This window comes from Rothia sp. HMSC065B04 (genome assembly GCF_001812285.1).
Lineage (GTDB): Bacteria > Actinomycetota > Actinomycetes > Actinomycetales > Micrococcaceae > Rothia > Rothia mucilaginosa.
On record NZ_KV808408.1, the window covers coordinates 722,782 to 739,909 of the forward strand.

General features: G+C 59.2%; 15 protein-coding genes and 1 tRNA gene. 1 reads left to right on the plus strand and 15 read right to left on the minus strand.

Annotated elements, in window-relative coordinates; translation table 11 throughout:
* Nucleotides 1–87 precede the first annotated feature (87 nt).
* The 4 genes from HMPREF2845_RS06140 to mca form a co-directional block, all read right to left on the minus strand.
* Complete coding sequence (locus HMPREF2845_RS06140) at nucleotides 88–594, minus strand: NUDIX hydrolase (RefSeq protein ID WP_005506863.1); 507 nt, start codon at nucleotides 592–594, stop codon at nucleotides 88–90.
* 127 nt (nucleotides 595–721) lie between these two features.
* A complete protein-coding gene (locus tag HMPREF2845_RS06145) occupies nucleotides 722–1,249 on the minus strand; it encodes a prepilin peptidase (protein ID WP_049346792.1) in 528 nt (175 codons plus the stop codon).
* Nucleotides 1,250–1,360: 111 nt separating this feature from the next.
* Nucleotides 1,361–2,170, minus strand: a complete 810-nt coding sequence (gene uppS / locus HMPREF2845_RS06150) for a polyprenyl diphosphate synthase (RefSeq protein WP_049350047.1) — start codon at nucleotides 2,168–2,170, stop codon at nucleotides 1,361–1,363.
* Nucleotides 2,171–2,450: 280 nt separating this feature from the next.
* The gene (gene mca, locus HMPREF2845_RS06155) at nucleotides 2,451–3,422 is read right to left on the minus strand and encodes a mycothiol conjugate amidase Mca (RefSeq protein ID WP_070634174.1); all 972 of its coding nucleotides are present in this window, start codon (nucleotides 3,420–3,422) and stop codon (nucleotides 2,451–2,453) included.
* A gap of 411 nt (nucleotides 3,423–3,833) precedes the next feature.
* Between mca and greA the strand changes: the two genes are divergently transcribed.
* Nucleotides 3,834–4,331 (plus strand): transcription elongation factor GreA, encoded by a 498-nt coding sequence (gene greA, locus HMPREF2845_RS06160; RefSeq protein WP_070634175.1) that lies wholly within the window; start codon nucleotides 3,834–3,836, stop codon nucleotides 4,329–4,331.
* Between the two features lie 171 nt (nucleotides 4,332–4,502).
* Here greA and ilvA read toward each other — a convergent pair whose 3' ends face one another.
* From ilvA to HMPREF2845_RS06215, 11 genes are all read right to left on the minus strand, one after another.
* On the minus strand, nucleotides 4,503–5,756 hold the full coding sequence (gene ilvA, locus HMPREF2845_RS06165) for a threonine ammonia-lyase (RefSeq protein WP_049350045.1): 1,254 nt from the start codon (nucleotides 5,754–5,756) through the stop codon (nucleotides 4,503–4,505).
* A 233-nt stretch (nucleotides 5,757–5,989) separates the two neighbouring features.
* Nucleotides 5,990–7,264 carry an AI-2E family transporter gene (locus HMPREF2845_RS06170; RefSeq protein WP_070594009.1) on the minus strand — a complete coding sequence of 425 codons (1,275 nt, stop codon included), beginning with the start codon at nucleotides 7,262–7,264 and terminating at the stop codon, nucleotides 5,990–5,992.
* Between the two features lie 172 nt (nucleotides 7,265–7,436).
* Nucleotides 7,437–8,297, minus strand: coding sequence for a Bax inhibitor-1/YccA family protein (locus tag HMPREF2845_RS06175; protein ID WP_070634176.1), 861 nt, complete (start codon nucleotides 8,295–8,297; stop codon nucleotides 7,437–7,439).
* Nucleotides 8,298–8,494: 197 nt separating this feature from the next.
* Nucleotides 8,495–9,379 carry a Cof-type HAD-IIB family hydrolase gene (locus HMPREF2845_RS06180; protein WP_049358312.1) on the minus strand — a complete coding sequence of 295 codons (885 nt, stop codon included), beginning with the start codon at nucleotides 9,377–9,379 and terminating at the stop codon, nucleotides 8,495–8,497.
* Between the two features lie 314 nt (nucleotides 9,380–9,693).
* Nucleotides 9,694–9,767, minus strand: a tRNA-Leu gene (locus HMPREF2845_RS06185).
* Between the two features lie 260 nt (nucleotides 9,768–10,027).
* On the minus strand, nucleotides 10,028–11,413 hold the full coding sequence (locus HMPREF2845_RS06190; RefSeq protein ID WP_049352115.1) for an NAD(P)/FAD-dependent oxidoreductase: 1,386 nt from the start codon (nucleotides 11,411–11,413) through the stop codon (nucleotides 10,028–10,030).
* Nucleotides 11,414–11,884: 471 nt separating this feature from the next.
* Nucleotides 11,885–13,516, minus strand: a complete 1,632-nt coding sequence (locus HMPREF2845_RS06195; RefSeq protein WP_070634177.1) for a S8 family peptidase — start codon at nucleotides 13,514–13,516, stop codon at nucleotides 11,885–11,887.
* Between the two features lie 63 nt (nucleotides 13,517–13,579).
* The gene (locus HMPREF2845_RS06200; RefSeq protein WP_070634178.1) at nucleotides 13,580–14,533 is read right to left on the minus strand and encodes a Ppx/GppA phosphatase family protein; all 954 of its coding nucleotides are present in this window, start codon (nucleotides 14,531–14,533) and stop codon (nucleotides 13,580–13,582) included.
* Between the two features lie 153 nt (nucleotides 14,534–14,686).
* Nucleotides 14,687–15,286 carry a DUF501 domain-containing protein gene (locus HMPREF2845_RS06205; protein WP_070634179.1) on the minus strand — a complete coding sequence of 200 codons (600 nt, stop codon included), beginning with the start codon at nucleotides 15,284–15,286 and terminating at the stop codon, nucleotides 14,687–14,689.
* Nucleotides 15,287–15,370: 84 nt separating this feature from the next.
* Nucleotides 15,371–16,015, minus strand: a complete 645-nt coding sequence (locus tag HMPREF2845_RS06210) for a septum formation initiator family protein (protein ID WP_070634180.1) — start codon at nucleotides 16,013–16,015, stop codon at nucleotides 15,371–15,373.
* A gap of 101 nt (nucleotides 16,016–16,116) precedes the next feature.
* Nucleotides 16,117–17,025, minus strand: a complete 909-nt coding sequence (locus HMPREF2845_RS06215) for a beta-1,6-N-acetylglucosaminyltransferase (RefSeq protein WP_083308743.1) — start codon at nucleotides 17,023–17,025, stop codon at nucleotides 16,117–16,119.
* Nucleotides 17,026–17,128: the final 103 nt, after the last annotated feature.

A 17,128-nucleotide genomic window follows, 5' to 3' on the forward strand; every position in this document is an offset into this window, starting at 1 on the left:
GGGGCGACTCGCCATGACGGCGGGTCGCCCCTCCTTCTGTATCTACGTGCCTCATTCGGAGGCTTTTCCTCAGCCCCAGCAGCCGGTCTAGTACTCTTCCGGCGGCACCGACTCCAAACCAAAACGGCAGTGGCCGTCATAGTTCAGCGCCGCATCAATACGGTCCAGCATCCGCTCAGAAAGCAACGCACGCTCCGCCGGGTCAGACACATCCACCCAACGCACCTGCGAAGACTCCTCATCGTTCACCTTCGCCTCACCAGAAACCCAGCGGCACAAGAACGTATGATCCAAGAACTGGCAGCGGTCACCATTACCGAACTGCATCGGCGGGTCAGCCTTCACCTGCGCCAGCTCCAGCACCTCAATCTGCACGTTCGCCTCCTCCTGCGCCTCACGCAGGCAGGTCAGTGCGGGGCTCTCCCCCGGGTCCACAATGCCCGTAATCGGGGTCCACGCCCCGTTATCGCTACGGCGCACCAGCAGCACCTTAGAATCCTGCTCACGGTACACCACAGCCGTCGCACCGGACAGCCACAGGTAATCCGAACCAATCCGCTCACGCAGCTTACGGATATAGGGAGGAGTAGGCATAACATCAACCTTTCAAAAGCCCCCGGCAAGTCTATCGGGAATAGGTGCTAGAGAGCAGAGCAAACAGCCGCGAGCCGCACACAGAACAAGCCCGCCACTTAGCCGGACGGTCACCCTACTTCGAAATCTACCACAGAGAATACGCCGGAGCAGCCAACGCCACCAGCGCCCCCAAAAGCATAAACGGACCGAAAGCAATGCGGGTGCTACCGCGCGCCTTCGTAAACAGCACCAGAGCCAAAGACACCAGACCACCGGCAAGGAACGTCACCAGCGACGCCCAGCCAAGATTCGCCCAGGACAGGTACCCGAGCACGCCGCCCAGAATACCGGCAAGCTTCACATCCCCGCGGCCCAGCGCGCCAAAAGACAGGATACGCAGAAGCAGGTAGCAGAACCACAGCACCAGACCGGCACCAATCACACGCCAAATATCGGCGGGGCGACCGGCAAAAAGCAAAGACACCGGCAGCGCCGTATAGGTGGCAATAGCCAAAGGAATCAGGATGCGGTGCGGCAGACGGTGCTCCCGCACATCAATACGCCACAGCCGCAGGGCGCACCACAGAAAATACAGCAGGTAGCTGCCGAGCACCAGAGCGGCAATTGTGGAGGCGCCTCCAGCGTTGTAGAGGCGGGAAAGCTCAGCGAGCATAGAACGTCCATTCTGTATTGCTGGAGGCTGTACTACCGGAGGCTGCTAGCCAGGAACCAGCCAGCCAGCCGGCCGAGAAACACGCGCCGGCGGCGCTAGAACGCATAGGTTCTAGGAACCGAAGCGGCGGGAACGGTTCGCGTAATCCCGCAGGGCACGCAGAAAATCAACGCGTGTGAAATCCGGCCACAGGGCGCGGCAGAAGTAAAACTCAGAATACGCACTCTGCCAGGTCATGAAACCGGACAGGCGCTGCTCGCCCGAAGTGCGAATCAGCAGGTCCGGGTCGGGCATATCGGCGGTGTACAGGTGCGAAGAAATATCCTCCACGCTCAGCTGTTCGGCAAGCGAGTCCAAGGATGCCCCCTCAGCGGCAGCCTCGCGCAGAACCGAGCGGACCGCGTCCACAATCTCCTGGCGGCCGCCGTAGCCGACCGCAATGTTCACGCGAACACCGGGCAGGTGCACCGTCTGCTCAATCGCCCAGTCCAGGCGCTCGTGCAGCTGGCGAGGAATCAGGTCAATATTGCCGATGGCGCGCACCGGGCCGCAGGCGGACTCCACCAGACGCACCAAGAACGCATCAATCACAGCGACCAGACCGGTCAGTTCCTTCTCGGGGCGTTTCAGGTTCTCAGTGGAGAGCATGTACAGGCTCACCTGCGGAATCGACAGCTCCGTACACCACGCCAGAAAATCAATAATTCGCTCCGCACCGGCGGCGTGGCCCTCACGGGTGCTCAAGCCGCGCTGAGCCGCCCAGCGGCGGTTACCGTCCACCAGCACTCCAATATGTGCCGGCAGGGATTCAGGGCTCAGCGAGCGTGCCAGAGCCTGCTCATAGACGGTAGGCTCAGTGACAGCGCCGGGGTTGCTGGCGTGGCCGTGCACAGTAATCACGGGCAGGGCGTTGGCGCTCATAGCTCATACCTCATTCGGCTGTCGTGGCAGATAATTCAGCGGGCTCATAACGAAAGAGTCCAAGCTCTTATTCTACGCCGCCGCGCCGTACCTTCGCGGCAATCAGCATCGCGGTTGGGCTGAGAATCGGCTCAAAATTTGTGGTATCTGGTGGCGGTATCCGGGGGTGCGTACAGGGGCTGCACGCATCGCGCGCCTAAGAATGGATGATGCCCTTCACCTACGACTCATATCGTGGGTGAAGGGCATCATTGTAACGCGCGGGGCGATGCACCCCAGCCTAGATAACGTAGTAGTCGCTCAGGCCCTCGTCCAGGCTAGATTCGGGCAACTGAACCTCAGCGTGCGAGGCCGCCAGCGTGTAGTCCTCCCAGGGCCAGATATCCTTCAGCTGTTCGCTGGGAACGGCGAAGAACACGCCGTTCGGGTCCACCTGCGAGGCGTGCGCCAGCAGAGCCTGATCGCGCTGCTCAAAGTGATCGGTCACCAGGATGCGGGTCGTAGTCTCGTGGCGAGGTGCCTCCCCCGAGGAGGCGCGGTGCGCGATGTTCTCAATCCAGCCGCTCAGCAAGCTCTCACCGTGCGTATCGAGCAGATGCTCGTGCAGGGCGAGGGTGCGTTCGGGGTTGAACGCGCGGTCGTAGTAGAGCTTCAGCGGGGTCCAGGGCTCGCCCTCACCTACGTACGCCTCGGGGTCGCCCGCCTTCTCGAATGCTTCCACAGCAACCTTGTGGGTCATGATGTGGTCGGGGTGCGGGTAGCCGCCAATCTCGTCATAGGTGATGATGATGTGTGGGCGGTACTCACGCACCAGACGCACGAGCGGCGCGGCGGCACGGTCCAGGGGCATGGTACCGAAGCTACCGAAGGGCAGAGGCGGCATGGGGTCGCCCTCGGGCAGACCAGAGTCGAAGAAGCCAATCCAGCGGTGTTCAATACCCATAATCTCGCGGGCAGCCGCCATCTCAGCGCGGCGCAGACCCGGCAGGTCACGGTGCGCACGCGGGCTCTTAGCGATCTCCTCATTCAGGATGTCACCGCGCTCGCCGCCGGTCATCGTCGCCACCATGAAGCGGGCACCACGGGCAATATACGCCGAAGCGGTACCTGCACCCTTGGAGGACTCGTCATCCGGGTGCGCGTGCACCGCGAGGATGCGCAGACCGGTGTAGTCCTCCTCCAGCGGTTTGAGGGAGTCCACGGGAGGGTGAGTCGGCAGGTTTGCCTTCAGCTGTTCAATGGCTTCGCTCACGGTGGTCTCCTTTGTGTGATGCGCCAGGGGTGATGTGTCTGTGACTCGCAAGTGCGAGCGCTACGCGGCAGAAATTTTACGGTTGTAGCTTCTCGTATGATACCCAAGGATAGCGCCGGTGCACTAGCGCAGATGACGCCGTGTGACATCCTGAAATACCCCGCCCTACCAGCAGATTCACGGGCAAGAAACAGGCTGATGCTGGCGGAGCGTTCAGCTACCGGCGTGCGTACCGACGAAGATGCGCTCAGAGGGGAAGATACGACCGGCGTAACAGCCGAAAATCCTCCGGTGTTCTAGAATAGGTCTGTTGATTCATTCCGTTACCACCTCCTCGCCTTTTCTTTGGCACACGGTAGCGGGTTTATTCGTTTCGCACCGGCAACGCCGGCGCATAAGCAAAGGACACGCATGGCTGAAAACACCGGTGCCTGGCTCACTCAGGACGCCTTCGACCGCCTCACCCAGGAGCTGGAGTACCTCTCCGGCCCGTACCGCCAGGAAATTGTTGACCGCATCGCGCAGGCACGCGATGAGGGTGACCTCCGCGAGAACGGCGGCTACCACGCTGCACGTGACGAGCAGGCTAAGAACGAGGCACGCATCAAGCAGCTCAAGTACCTGCTGGAAACCGCGCACATCGGCGATACTCCCGCTGACGACGGCGTGGTAGAACACGGCATGGTCATCGAAGCTGAGGTTGCCGGCCGCACCCTGAAGTTCCTGCTCGGCTCCCGCGAAATTGAGGACACTCTGCCTGCAGGTAGCGACCTGAAGGTCTTCTCTGAGAAGTCCCCCCTCGGCGCAGCAATTATGGGCGCTAAGCAGGGTGACGAAGTCACCTACACCGCTCCGAACGGTAAGGAACTGAGCGCCAAGATTATCTCCGCAACCCCCTACCAGGGCTAAGAAGTTAGGGCTAAGAGACAGCGCTAGATTTAAAACAAACAGTGCGGGGTGCTGACTATAACGGTCAGCACCCCGCACTGTTTTTTGTCTGCCTGCGTGTGCCTATCTGGTTGCCTCCACCCTTCCGATTCGAGGCAACGCTATAGCTCGTCGGCTAATAAATATATCGGCTTAGTAGACGATGATGGGCTTGAAACCCTCATCCTCCAGGGCAGAAATCACCTGGCGGCAATGCTCCACGCCCTTGGTTTCCATGTCGATGGTAATCGACACATCACCCATGGACAGCGAACCACCCACACGGGTGTGATCCACACCGGTCACGTTCGCATCATTCTCAGAAATAATGCGGGAAATGGTCGCCAGCTCACCCGGACGGTCAGACAGCATCATCTTCACGGTCATGTAGCGGCCAGCCGCAGACAGACCGCGCTGAATCACCTTCAGCATCAGCATCGGGTCAATATTGCCGCCGGAGAGCACACACACGACCGTACCCAGGTCGCCGTACTCTTCCTTCAGCTTGCCGTTCATCAGCGCAGCCACGGGCACCGAACCGGCAGGCTCCACCACAAGCTTGTTACGTTCCATCAGGAAGATCAGGGCGCGAGCGATATCGTCTTCACTCACGGTCGCCACATCGTCTACCAGCTCCTTGATGATGGAGAAAGGCATCTGGCCGGGGCGACCCACCGCAATACCATCAGCAATGGTGGAAACCTTCTTTAGCGGCACCAGAGCATCCGCAGCCAGCGACAGCGGGTACGCCGCCGCGTGCTCCGCCTGAACACCAATAATCTTGATCTTCTTACCGAGCTTCTGCTCCTTCGCGCGGATAGCAGCGGACAGACCAGCCAGCAGACCGCCGCCGCCAACACCCACAATCACGGTGTCAACGTCCGGAACCTGCTCCAGGATTTCCAGACCGATCGTTCCCTGGCCGGCAATAATGTCTTCATTGTCGAAGGGGTGCACGAACACCGCGCCGGTCTCTTCGGCGTAGCGCTTCGCCTCCGCCAGAGCCTCATCCACGGTCACACCGTGCAACTCAACCTCAGCGCCGTGATCGCGGGTTGCGGTAATCTTAGGCAGTGCCGCACCCAGCGGCATGTAAATGCGAGCCTTAATGCCCAGACGGTCAGCAGCCAGAGCCACACCCTGAGCGTGGTTACCTGCACTCGCCGCCACGACGCCGCGCTTCTTCTCCTCCTCGGAGAGCTTTGCCATGCGCACATACGCGCCGCGCACCTTGAACGAACCGGCGCGTTGCAGGTTCTCACACTTGAAGAACACCTCGGAACCCAGGCGCTGGCTCAGGGCACGCGAATGGGCGACCGGGGTGCGTTCAATAACGCCTTCGAGCAGCTCTGCGGCACGTTCAATATCGGTAATGGTCACGGGCAGGGAGTCGAGATCTACGCTCACGGGTTTTCCATTCTGACGGTGCGTTGTCCCGCGGGCGCGGGATGGTGATGTATTGCTCATCCCATTTTAGAGGATGGGTACAGCGAAGGGGGCTACCCGGTCGCAAGTAGCCCCCTGGCGAGACACCGCCGTAGACGGCATCGCGGCCGGCGGTATCGCCGGGACGAGTTAGCGGTGCGTTATCGAGGGTGGCGGGGTGCCCTACGCCAAAACCTCCCGCTCGATGCAGGCCCCTAGTCTTCGGAGGAGTCCGAAGCCTCGGAAGCCTGGTTCTCAGGCTCCTCAGCCTTCTGACGGCTCGGCACCCGGGAGGCCAGATTCTTGACGCTCTCCTGCCGTTCCTGGGCCTTCTCCTCAGCCTGCTCGCGGCGAGCCACCTCGTGCGGGAAGAGGAACTCCTCCTCACGAGGTGCTTCCTTCTCCCAGTCACGGTTCGCCAGGTAACGCACCACCGCGTTGACCACAGCCAGAGTCGGCACAGCGAACAGAGCACCCACCGCACCAAAAATCATGGATCCACCAGCCACCGAGAAAATAACCGCCAGCGGGTGCAGGGAGACAGCCTTACCCATAATGAGCGGCTGCAGAATGTTGGATTCGAGCTGCTGAACCAGCAGAACAATACCGAGCATAATCAGCGCCTGCACCGGGCCCAGAGCAACCAGCGCCAGCAGCACAGCCACAGCACCGGAAATGAGGGCACCAATCACCGGAACGAAGGAGCCGAGGAAGACCAGCACACCCAGCGGGATAGCCAGCGGAACACCCAGAATTGCGGCACCAATACCGATGCCGATAGCGTCAATAGCCGCCACCAGAATCTGAACGCGCACGTACGCACCCAGGGACTTCCAACCCGCGCGACCCGCACCGTTGACTGCGGCACGCGCGTCCTTCGGGAAGAGGCGAGTGACGAACAGCCAGATACGCTCACCCTCCATCAGGAAGAAGACCAGGGTAAACAGGGTCAGCAGGGTGCCGGTTGCAACCTCAGCCGCAGTCGAACCCACCTGAGACACACCGTGCAGCACGGAGCTGGGGTTATTGGTTACAGCGCTCTCCATCTGTTCCAGCAGCTGGTTCAGCTGGTCTGCACCGAACTCGTAGCCGAGGTTCTTCAGCCAACCAATCAGCTGCTGGTAGCCCTGCATCGCCTTATCCGCCATGGACACAAAGCCGCGCAGAATCTGCTGACCGGTCAGCGAAATAATACCGGCGAGCACCAGAATCATACCGATTTCGGCAATAGCCGCCGCGCCACCGGCACGAACGCCCTTCTTACGCAGAAGCATCACGGCGGGGCTCAGCAGAGCCGCCAGCAGCAGAGCCACCAGAAGAGAAATAACCAGCAGGGAGACGTGCCCCAGGCCCTTCCAAAGGATCCAACCGGCACCGGCAATCATAATGATGCGCCACGCCCAAGCACCAGCAACTTCCATAGCAAAAGGCACCCGGTAGCCGCGCTCCTCCTCGGCTACATGCTCTTCTGCAACAGGTGTAATTTTCACGGTGTCTCCAAATCGTTATCGGTGTCGCGCCCGCGCGGGGCAGCTTCGGCTGCCCCAGCGGAGGCGGTATGTGGTGATGTTGTTGCGCCCCTCCCCTGCGCCTCGATACATCGGGGAAGTAAAGCGGCAAAGGCGGCGGCACCATCACGGTACCGCCGCCTCATAACGAGCTTTAGTCGTTGCTAAAGATGCTTGCCAGGTACATGAGAACACGCAGGATCTCAACGTACAGCCAGACCAGAGAAGCGGTCAGGCCGAATGCAAGACGCCAGGACTCACGCTCGGGCAGGCCAGCCTCCACAGCCTCGGAGGTGGTGGTGAAGTCCAGCAGCAGCGAGTAGGTTGCCAGCGCAACAGCGAACAGACCAACCACCAGGCCCAGCGGAATACCACCAATAGAGAAGCTGTTCAGCGAGGAACCGAAGATACCCGCGGTCAGCATGGACACCAGGCCGTAACCCAGGTAGCTGAGCGCACCAATCATGAAAATCTTATTCAGCTTGGGGGTGGTGCGAATCTTGCCGTTGGCGAAGAGAGCCAGGGTCACACCCGCAACCACGAGGGTTGCCAGAACCGCCTGAACTGCCACGCCGGGGTAGCGCATATCCACAACAGCGGACAGACCACCGAGTAGCAGACCTTCCATGAGCGCGTAGGTCATGACCAGAATCGGGGAAACCTTCTTCTTGAAGGAGTTCACCAGACCCAGGACCAGACCGCCAACCATGCCCAGGAGCAGCAGCACCGGTGCATTCCATGCAACAGCGGCACCGACAGCGACCAGGCCCAGGTTGATACCGGTCTTAACCAAGACATCGTTCATGGTCAGGCGCTCACCGGCGGGGATGGGCTCCGAGTAGGTGGGGGCTGCTACGCCGTAGTCAGCCTCACCGTACGGCTGGCCGTACTGTGCCTGCTGACCGTACTGCGCCTGCTGGCTGGTCTGCTGCGGCTGCGCACCAAAACGACCGAAACGAGAGTCACCCTGAGTGACATTCTTCGTCATTGAATTCAGAAGCGGGTTTCCCGCCATCTTTCTCTCCTTAAACGGGTACAAAACTAATTCTGTTAATTATATCGGATAGATTCTGTGCTCACGGGCGCTGTTCGTTACCAGCATGGGCTTCTAGCGACCTTGCCAGAATATTTCAGGGCGGTGTTTACCTGAGGTTCACCCAGGCCCGCGCCGCCCCGCATGCAAAGGCTTCTGCGCGTCTCTTTGTGAAGCGTCTAGTGCGAAGCTTCCAAACGGTCCAGGAGCTGTTCCAGATACTCCAGAACTGCCTGTTCCTCGTTCGAGCCAATCACCTCATCAGCAGCATTTCGCACAACCTCCGGGGCATTAGACATGGCAACACCCCAGCCCGCGTAGCGGAGCATTTCCATGTCGTTCTCACCGTCACCGAAGGCAAGAATGCCCGCCGGATCAGCATCCAGACGCTCGCACAGGTCCTCCAGACCGGTCGCCTTATTGACACCGGTACGCACCAGATCAATGGCACCGAAGCCGCTAACCATCGGAGTGACGGTCTGCGGAAGAACCTCACGCAGGTAAACGCTCAACTGCTGCGTCTGCTTAGGCGGAGTCAACAGCGGGAACTTAATGGGTGCGCCCTCAAAATCCTCAACAGAGTCAACCATGACCGAGCCGGGGAAGAAGAACGCCGCAAAGTCCTCCAACGTGAGGGTTTCGGGAAGCTCCTGACCGGTGTCTTCAAAATAGCCGCGAATCATGTGCACAATCTGGTCGCAACGGTCCTTGGGCAGGTAGATACCTTCGGTGGTGCAAACCAGCAGACCGATCCGGTCCAATCCCTGCACTACCTCAATAATGCGCGGCACATCTTCGTCCAGAAAGGGATGCACGGCAAGCTTGCCACTCTCATCGGCAAGATACGCACCGTTTTCAGCGATATAGATGAGACCCTGGTTCTCGAAGCCGCGCATATAGTCCTGCAGCTTGGCGTAGGTGTTTCCGCTCGCCACAACAAAGTGGATGCCCTGCGCCTGCAGGCGGGATAGGATGCGCGAGAAACGTTCGGTGTCGAACGTTTTGGAGTCGGTGAGGAAGGTGCCATCCATATCGACGGCAATGATGGAGGGCTTAGTCTGCATGTTGTGCCTTTCTGACTCTACTACCCCATTCAGGCGGAGGTGCGTCTGTGGCTGTGTCTCTATATAGGGTCTCATGTTTTTGGGCTCCAGAAGACGGTATGCGGGCGTTTTTGAGCGTGGAACCCGCGGGTACCATCGCTTCCTTCGAGCAGGTGGGCATCCCCATGGCAACCGAACTGGTCGGGGGCATCGTCTTTTACCCCCCCCCCAAAAAAACCCAGACATGTAAACCTTCAAACACGCGAGCGGCGACTCCTCCCCTACGGGAAGAGCCGCCGCCTATCTATACCGCGCATCTACGCGTGTCTATGCAGTGCCCCCACTGGGACTCGAACCCAGAACACAAGGATTTTAAGTCCTCTGTCTCTGCCAATTGGACTATGAGGGCGTATCCCGAACAGTCCGGGACACAAATATTTATTATTCCACGAAAACGCACTCGAATCTAAGCAGAGACACATTTCAAACAGTTCCCCGCGCCCCGCCGCAGCAAGCATCACGCAAAAGCGCTGGTGGGCAGCTAAGCTAAACAGCTCGCAAGCATCCAATCGCAAAATAGGCGGTGCAGAAGACCAAAGTCTTCCACACCGCCCATTGCTTTTATCTCAAATGCGCTATCCCAGGGGCGTACCCCTAAGTCAGGCTATTTTAGAGCTTTGCCTTCTGGCGTGCCGGTGCGGTACCGGTTGCTTCCTGGAATGCCAGGCGCGGGGAGCGCTGGTGGCGGATCGAGGAGGTGTCGCGACCGAAGATCTGGTTCAGAGCCCAGGTGGTCATAACGCGAACGGTGCGCTCGGTGGTGGGGATTGCAGAGCCGTGGTAGCCGCGGTGCATGATCCATGCCAGCGGGCCGCCAATGGTCTTGCCCTTGAAGTTTGCAACGCCCTTCCACAGGCCCAGACCTGCCACAACACCAATGGTCTCGTGGTAGTAGTCGGTCAGGGGCTCGCCGCGGCGAGCAGCCAGCAGGTTCTTAGCCAGAACAACAGCCTGGCGGGAAGCGTGCTGAGCGTTGGGAACGCAGAAGCCGCCCACGCCGCCACCGGAGAGATCCGGAACAGCTGCGTTGTCGCCTGCAGCCCAAGCACCCTCGACCACGCCGTCGTCGCCGGTGACGCGCAGGTCTGCGCTCACGCGAACGCGGCCACGCTCGTCAATCGGGAAGTCGGTGTTCTTCAGCATCGGGGATGCTGCCACGCCTGCGGTCCAGATCAGGGTGTCGGTCTTGATCTCGCCTGCGGGGGACTTGTCAGCCATGTTGATCAGCTGCAGGTTACCGTCGGTTGCGTCGGAGAGGGAGGTGTTCAGCAGGATCTCGATGCCGCGCGCACGCAGCTCTGCAACGACCTTCTCTGCACGGTCTGCGGGAACCTCGGGCATGATGCGCGGTGCAGCCTCAATCATGACGAAGTGCAGGTCAGAAACGGAAAGACGCTCGTTGCGCTCAACAGCAACGCGTGCCATGTCTTCGAGCTCGGAGATGGTCTCAACGCCAGCGAAGCCACCACCAACAACGACGAAGGTCAGGGCACGACGACGTGCTTCAGGGTCGGACAGCATGGATGCGACCTCGATGCGGTCCAGAACCCAGTTACGAACAGAAACTGCCTCTTCAATGGTTTTCAGACCGATAGCAACCTCTGCCAGACCCGGAATCGGGAATGCACGGGTCACAGCGCCTGCGCCGAGGACGATCTCGTCGTACTTCAGCTCGAAGGGCTCACCGTTATCGGTGGGCTCCACTACAGCGGTGCGGTTTGCGTGGTCGATGGAGAGAACGCGGCCGGGGATCAGCTCGGTGTCGCGCAGGTGCTGGCGCAGCGGCACAGTTGCGTTACGGCCTTCCATGGAACCTGCTGCAACCTCGGGGAGGAAGGGCTGGTAAGTCATGTAGGGGTTCGGCTCAACGATGGTGACAACGCCACCGGTCTCCTTGATAGCCTTCTGGATCTTCTTAGCAACGGTGAAGCCGACGTAGCCGCCACCGACGATCAGGACGCGAGGACGGTCCTGTGCCACCTTAGTGAATGCCATTTTGTTACTTCCTAGTCTTTAGGTACCGAGGTTCGGTAGCCCCGGTAGGGTGGTATGTGCAACTTTCGGGTCGTTCCGAAAGCTCCCCTGACGAACAAAGCGGCCCGCTCTGGAAGTCCTTGCGCAACGCGAAGTGGCTAGCAGCACGAGCCTGTCTATCACATACCTGTTATCTTCTATTTTACGCCTTTGTTTAGGTGATTTCGCACTTATGGCCCCTTTGAGCTGACCCTAAGTTAAAAGTTTTGAAGATATGAACAGGGTTCATCTCGCGATGCGGGTTACGGTCAAAATTACCCTTTCTGTTTTTTGCGCGGCATGTTCGATATTTTCGTTTATTGGGGTGTTCCCCCGTCGAAAGCCAGCCCCCGCATAACAAAGCCCGGGACTAACTCAAAAGTCAGCCCCGGGCGAACAGGAGAAGCCCCCCACAGAGAAGAAAAACACCGGCATCCCAGACTCACAAGAACCCTAACGAGTCCTCTTCCGAGCACCCTGCTGCGACCCCTTTGAAACACGGTGCTTTCCGTGATGAGTACCCGGATGATGTGCCATCTCACGAGCCATCCGCGCAGCCTCACCCGCACTCACATGCAGCCTGTGCAAACGATGCACCGAACCAGCCGTAATAATCGTCAACCACAACGTCAGCGCCGCCAAAATCACCGGCGGCAACCAGCCACGATCCTCCGGAGGACGACGCGCATCCGGCGCAGCCGCCTTCACGATGCTCTCACCCTCCTCATGAACCGGGGCAGCATCACTCGGAGTCGGCTCACTCACCTGCTGCTTACGATGCACCGCAATCCACTCAGAAATCGAACCCAACGGATTAGCCGTCACCGCAGGCGACGCCAAAGCCATCGCATCCTGCGGATTGAAAATACCGTAACCATACAAAGGGTCACGGCCCGTCACACCAGCATCATCAGCCGAAGCAATCAAACGTTGGACCAGCTGAGCCGCCGACTCCTTCGGATACTTCTGCTTCAACAAAGCAGCAACACCCGTCACCAACGGAGCAGCAGCCGAAGAACCCGACCAAATCATGTACCCATTACCCGGAGCAGCCGCAATCATATCCGTACTCGGAGCAACCACAGCAATCGAAATACCCTGAGTCGACGAGCCCTCAGAAACCTGTTTATTCCGGTCAATACCGCCCACCGTCAACACGCCAGGAATCGTCGCCGGAGCACCAACCTGCGTCAAGCCGCTACCGCGGTTACCCGCAGCCGCAACAATCAGCACGCCCTTCTGCTCCGCATAGGCAAACGCCTCATCCCAGCTCTGCGGCCAGCTCGTCTTATTCGAGCCAATCGACATGTTAATAATCTGAGCCCCATTATCGACCGCGTAACGCACCGCCGCCGGGATCTGCTCATCAATGCTCTTACCGCCGGTCGTACCCATATTCAGCGAAATCGGCAGAATCTTCGCATCGGGAGCTACACCAATCACACCGGTCGGCTTACCCGGCTGACCCGCAATCGCAGAATAGCCCTGCGTATCGTGACCGTGACCGGCAATCAGAGAAGCGACCTCCGTGCCGTGCATCGGCTCAGCACCCAGGCCCTTCCAGCCGTCCTCGCTGCCCACGCCCGAGGCGTCATAACCACGCAGAACATTACCCTCAAGATCCGGGTGAGTACCATCCACGCCCGTATCAATCACAGCAACCGTCACGCCCTTACCCGTAGCCTGCGACCACAAGGACGTAATACCGTACTCCTTCAGCCAATACTCACGCTGACGAACATCATCACCATTCGTGGTCGACGTGCCCTTACTCGCAGTCGCAGAAGTCTTCGGCACCGCAGTAGCCGACGGCGAAGGAGTCGCCGTCACCTCCCGCTTCGGGCTCGGGGAAGCAGAAGGGGTCGGGTCCGTCGCCCAGGCAACAGGCGCCATCGGAGTCCACAACGGCAGAAGAGTCAACGCGGCGCTAGCACCCAAAGCTGCACCCTTACGGATGCGGCGAATAGCGCCTCGGTCAGAACCAACCGAAGCGCGCACACCAAATACACGAGACGCACAGGCGCAAGACTGCGCAAAAGACCAGCCGGTCAGGGGCATACCTCGCCGACGCTCAGAATGGAACATTAAAACTCCTCAAGCTGAGCCGCGCCGTGAACCACCATCGGTTCACGGCGCGAGCGCACAAGCCTACAGCTGGGACAGAGCGATACCGTCCAGAATGTCGTGCTCGCTGACGGTCACCGAATCCACGGCACCATCAGTCATCTCATTCAGACGGGTCAGGATGCGGGCGTAAATCGTCGCGCCGGCACCAATCACATCCACCCGGCCGGGGTGCATGTAGCCGAGCTCCTCACGCTCGGCACGGCTCAGCGAAGCCAACCAGCGGGCGGTCTTCTGAACGGTCTCTACGGAGAAGCTCTGAGCGTTAATAGCCTCAGAATCGTAGCGGTCCAGACCCAGCGCAGCGGCAGCCACAGTGGTTGCGGTACCAGCCACAGCCACCACGCGGCACGCATCCTGCAGGGGCACCGTCTTACGCGCCACGTCGAGAGCCTCGTCAGTATCAGCCTCAACACGGGCAATCTGCGAGTCAGTCGACGGGGCGCTCATCATGTGACGCTCAGTCAGACGCACACAACCAATATTGACGCTGCGGGAAGCCTTCACACCCGACTCGTCACCGAGCACGAACTCAGTCGAACCGCCACCCAGGTCGAACACCAGGGTATCGCCATCACCGTAACCGACAGCGCGCACCGCACCAGCAAAGGACAGAGCAGCTTCCTCATCACCACTGATAACCTCGGGCTCAATACCCAAAATCTCGCGGATACCGTCCACAAACACCTGACGGTTACCCGCATCGCGAGTCGCACTGGTCGCCACAAAACGTACCGAATCAGCGCCGTGCTCCTTCAGCAACTGCGCGTACTCACGAGCCGCAGCGAAAGTACGGTCCAGCGCCTCCTGCGCCAGCCAGCCGGTCGCGTCCACACCCTGACCCAGACGCACAATGCGCATCTCACGCACAACGTCCTTCAGGACGGTCTTCTCGACCCCGTCCACCACCTCAGTAGTGGAATCAGCAATCAGCAGGCGAATAGAGTTCGTACCGCAGTCAATCGCTCCAACGCGCACGGTGGGTTCCTTTCAGGTCTTCAATACCAATCAGTGCCAAAAGGCAACGCGAGCGCCGTAGGCGAAAAATTTTCGCTTTTCGGCGCTCTTTCTTCTATCTATTATGCGCCCGCACCGTCCTTCAAGACGATGCGGGCGCACCAGAATCAATATTTAGGCTTCTTCACGCCACGCGGGGTCGCAGGAGCAGACCTCGGGGGTCCACCACTCGGCGATAGCGTCCAGGCCGCGGTCACCCATCGGGTTCACGCCGCGCCCCACCGACAGGGTGTGGCCGATAACGGCGTGCAGGCACTTCACACGGGTCGGCATGCCGCCGGCAGAGATGCCGTCAATCTCCGGGACCTCTTCAGTGCCGCTGATTAGGCGGATGCGCTCACGCTCAGCCAGGTAGTTCTCGTGCGCGGCAGCGTACTGTGCCGCCAGGTCCGCGTCCTCAGCCAGCGAGTCGGTCATCTCGTACATCAGGCCGCCCGCCTCCAGGCGGGAAGCCGCAGCGGTAATCACCGGATGCGCCAGGTAGAAAACGGTCGGGAAGGGGGTGCCGTTGCTCAGGCGCGGCGCGGTAGCAGCCATGAGCGGGTTACCGCACACGCAGCGTGCCGGAATCTCAATCACGTCGCGGACCTTACGGCCCAGCTGCGCGGAGAGAACACGGATGTCCTGCTCGGTGGGGGTCAGGGTTTCAACAGTTACGCCGAAGCCGCCGGGGGTGCGTGCCTTCAGCTCTTCAATGGTGTTTTCGGTGCTCATAATCCTAAGTTTCTGGTACGAGGGGTCACCTCGTCCGCTTATGCCGGGTGTCTGCACGTGCAGGGTTGCTGCCGGCAGCTGGGGCTAGTTCTTTTCGAGAGAATCCCAGATCTTTGTGGTCCAGGCGTCCTCGGGGGCGTTCTTCGCATTCGCAGAAGTACCGTCAGCCTTCGTGGAGTCCTCGGTAATGCCGGTGACCACGTAGGGGGTATCGCCGGGGTTCACATAGTAGAGGCGGCTACGTGCCTGCTGACGAACGTAGTTGTCGTCGTTCCACCAGGTCTGCTCCGCCTTCAGCTGGGCGTTCTCCTGCTGCAGCTGAGAAATGTGCGCGTTAATCTGCTTGATTTCCCGGTCCTGGTCAAAGTAGGTGACCACCGGGTATGCGGTACCGAGCGCAATCACGCCCACCACAACAGCGGTCAGGAAGCTACGGCCGGAGAACATATGAGCCGCCACGGGGGCGTCGTATCCGCCCTCTTCACGGCCCTGCTGGGCAGCGGCACGGCGGCGGGCACGTTCCTCACGGCGAGCCTGCGCCTGACGTTCACGCTCGGGATGGCGCTGGTTCAAGCCCACGCCGAAGAAAAGGGCGCTAGCCTTTTTCAACAGGGAGGTGCGGGCTTCCTTAGCGGCGCCACGCGGCGCGTTGGAGGAGGCAGCGCCCTGAGCGGGTTCGGTGGAACTCTGAGAGTGCGACCGGGTCTGCTGGTTTGCTCGCTGGCTCATTACTCAATCCCTCGTTCCATTCTGTACCGCTAAGCGCTTCCTTCATATTCTACCGGGTTCGTAGCACCACTTTTCTTCACGGATGGGGCAGGAGCTGAGGATTATAAAATCTGTCGTTGACGCAGAATATCGAGCAAATCCTGCGATTTTTCAGCATCAACTTTTCGGATGAACCACTTACCTGACGCATCAATCTTCTCAAGATCACCCCTATTTAGAAGAGCAGGGTTCTCACGTTCAGGATCCCAATCAATGTAATGGTGGTAAACCTTGTTCTCGCCCTTCATCACTCCGGGTTCCAGCTGACCATCGGTATCCCAGTTGGTAGCGTGTTCCTTCGCAGAAGAATTCAGGAGAGCAGTGGCACCCCAAATCTCATCAGAAACGTGGGTTTTCCGCAAGAACTTCTGCATAGCCTTGCCCTGATTGGAATCAAGGAATTTCACCATTGCCAGCGCTCCTTCACGAGAAACAACCCAAGAAGAAGAGCCACGGTAAAACTGCACCGGATACTTCATGCGAGGCCGACGAGAGTAGTATACGTCCCAAAGTTTCTGAACCAGGGCGTACACCTTATTGCCCAAACGCGCCTTCAAGTCATAGGAACGCGGGTACTTCAAAACAGTATAGAACTGCGTACCAGGTGCCATTGCGTAGAAGTTCATCCAGCATCGGTCACGGTTCTCTTCTCGGCCTAGGTACTCAATGTATTCAGTGAGCGGACGAGCCGGATAATCTTGGCCAGACAAGAAAATATAGTGATGAGCGTCGGGGTAGGTTTGCAGAGCCTCACGCAGCAGAACCTGCATAGCACGTGTCAGGGAATAACCTCCCCAGTTAACGTTAAACCGGCGGCTTACAAAATGAGCATCAGCAGTTTCAAATTCCTGCAAATTAGCTTTTTTATCAATAAAAGCGACTGTTTCTCCACCCGAGTTTTTAATGATTCGGGTGAGTTCAAGAAATTGCTGAGGTCGCGAATGGGCGAGGATCATAAAACATACAGTCATGACAGTCCTTTAAGAAATTGAGTGGAAAGATCTGGGTGTCCTATCAAGGCATAAAAAATAAGGCCGCACCGCAACTACCAGTCATGAATCACATCACGAGATA

Coding starts and splice junctions, on each gene's coding strand:
- HMPREF2845_RS06140 (WP_005506863.1), bottom strand. CDS start 594: ATGCCTACTCCTCCCTATATCCGTAAGCTGCGTGAGCGGATTGGTTCG.
- HMPREF2845_RS06145 (WP_049346792.1), bottom strand. CDS start 1,249: ATGCTCGCTGAGCTTTCCCGCCTCTACAACGCTGGAGGCGCCTCCACA.
- uppS (WP_049350047.1), bottom strand. CDS start 2,170: ATGAGCGCCAACGCCCTGCCCGTGATTACTGTGCACGGCCACGCCAGC.
- greA (WP_070634175.1), top strand. CDS start 3,834: ATGGCTGAAAACACCGGTGCCTGGCTCACTCAGGACGCCTTCGACCGC.
- HMPREF2845_RS06175 (WP_070634176.1), bottom strand. CDS start 8,297: ATGGCGGGAAACCCGCTTCTGAATTCAATGACGAAGAATGTCACTCAG.
- HMPREF2845_RS06180 (WP_049358312.1), bottom strand. CDS start 9,379: ATGCAGACTAAGCCCTCCATCATTGCCGTCGATATGGATGGCACCTTC.
- HMPREF2845_RS06190 (WP_049352115.1), bottom strand. CDS start 11,413: ATGGCATTCACTAAGGTGGCACAGGACCGTCCTCGCGTCCTGATCGTC.
- HMPREF2845_RS06195 (WP_070634177.1), bottom strand. CDS start 13,516: ATGTTCCATTCTGAGCGTCGGCGAGGTATGCCCCTGACCGGCTGGTCT.
- HMPREF2845_RS06205 (WP_070634179.1), bottom strand. CDS start 15,286: ATGAGCACCGAAAACACCATTGAAGAGCTGAAGGCACGCACCCCCGGC.
- HMPREF2845_RS06210 (WP_070634180.1), bottom strand. CDS start 16,015: ATGAGCCAGCGAGCAAACCAGCAGACCCGGTCGCACTCTCAGAGTTCC.
- HMPREF2845_RS06215 (WP_083308743.1), bottom strand. CDS start 17,025: ATGACTGTATGTTTTATGATCCTCGCCCATTCGCGACCTCAGCAATTT.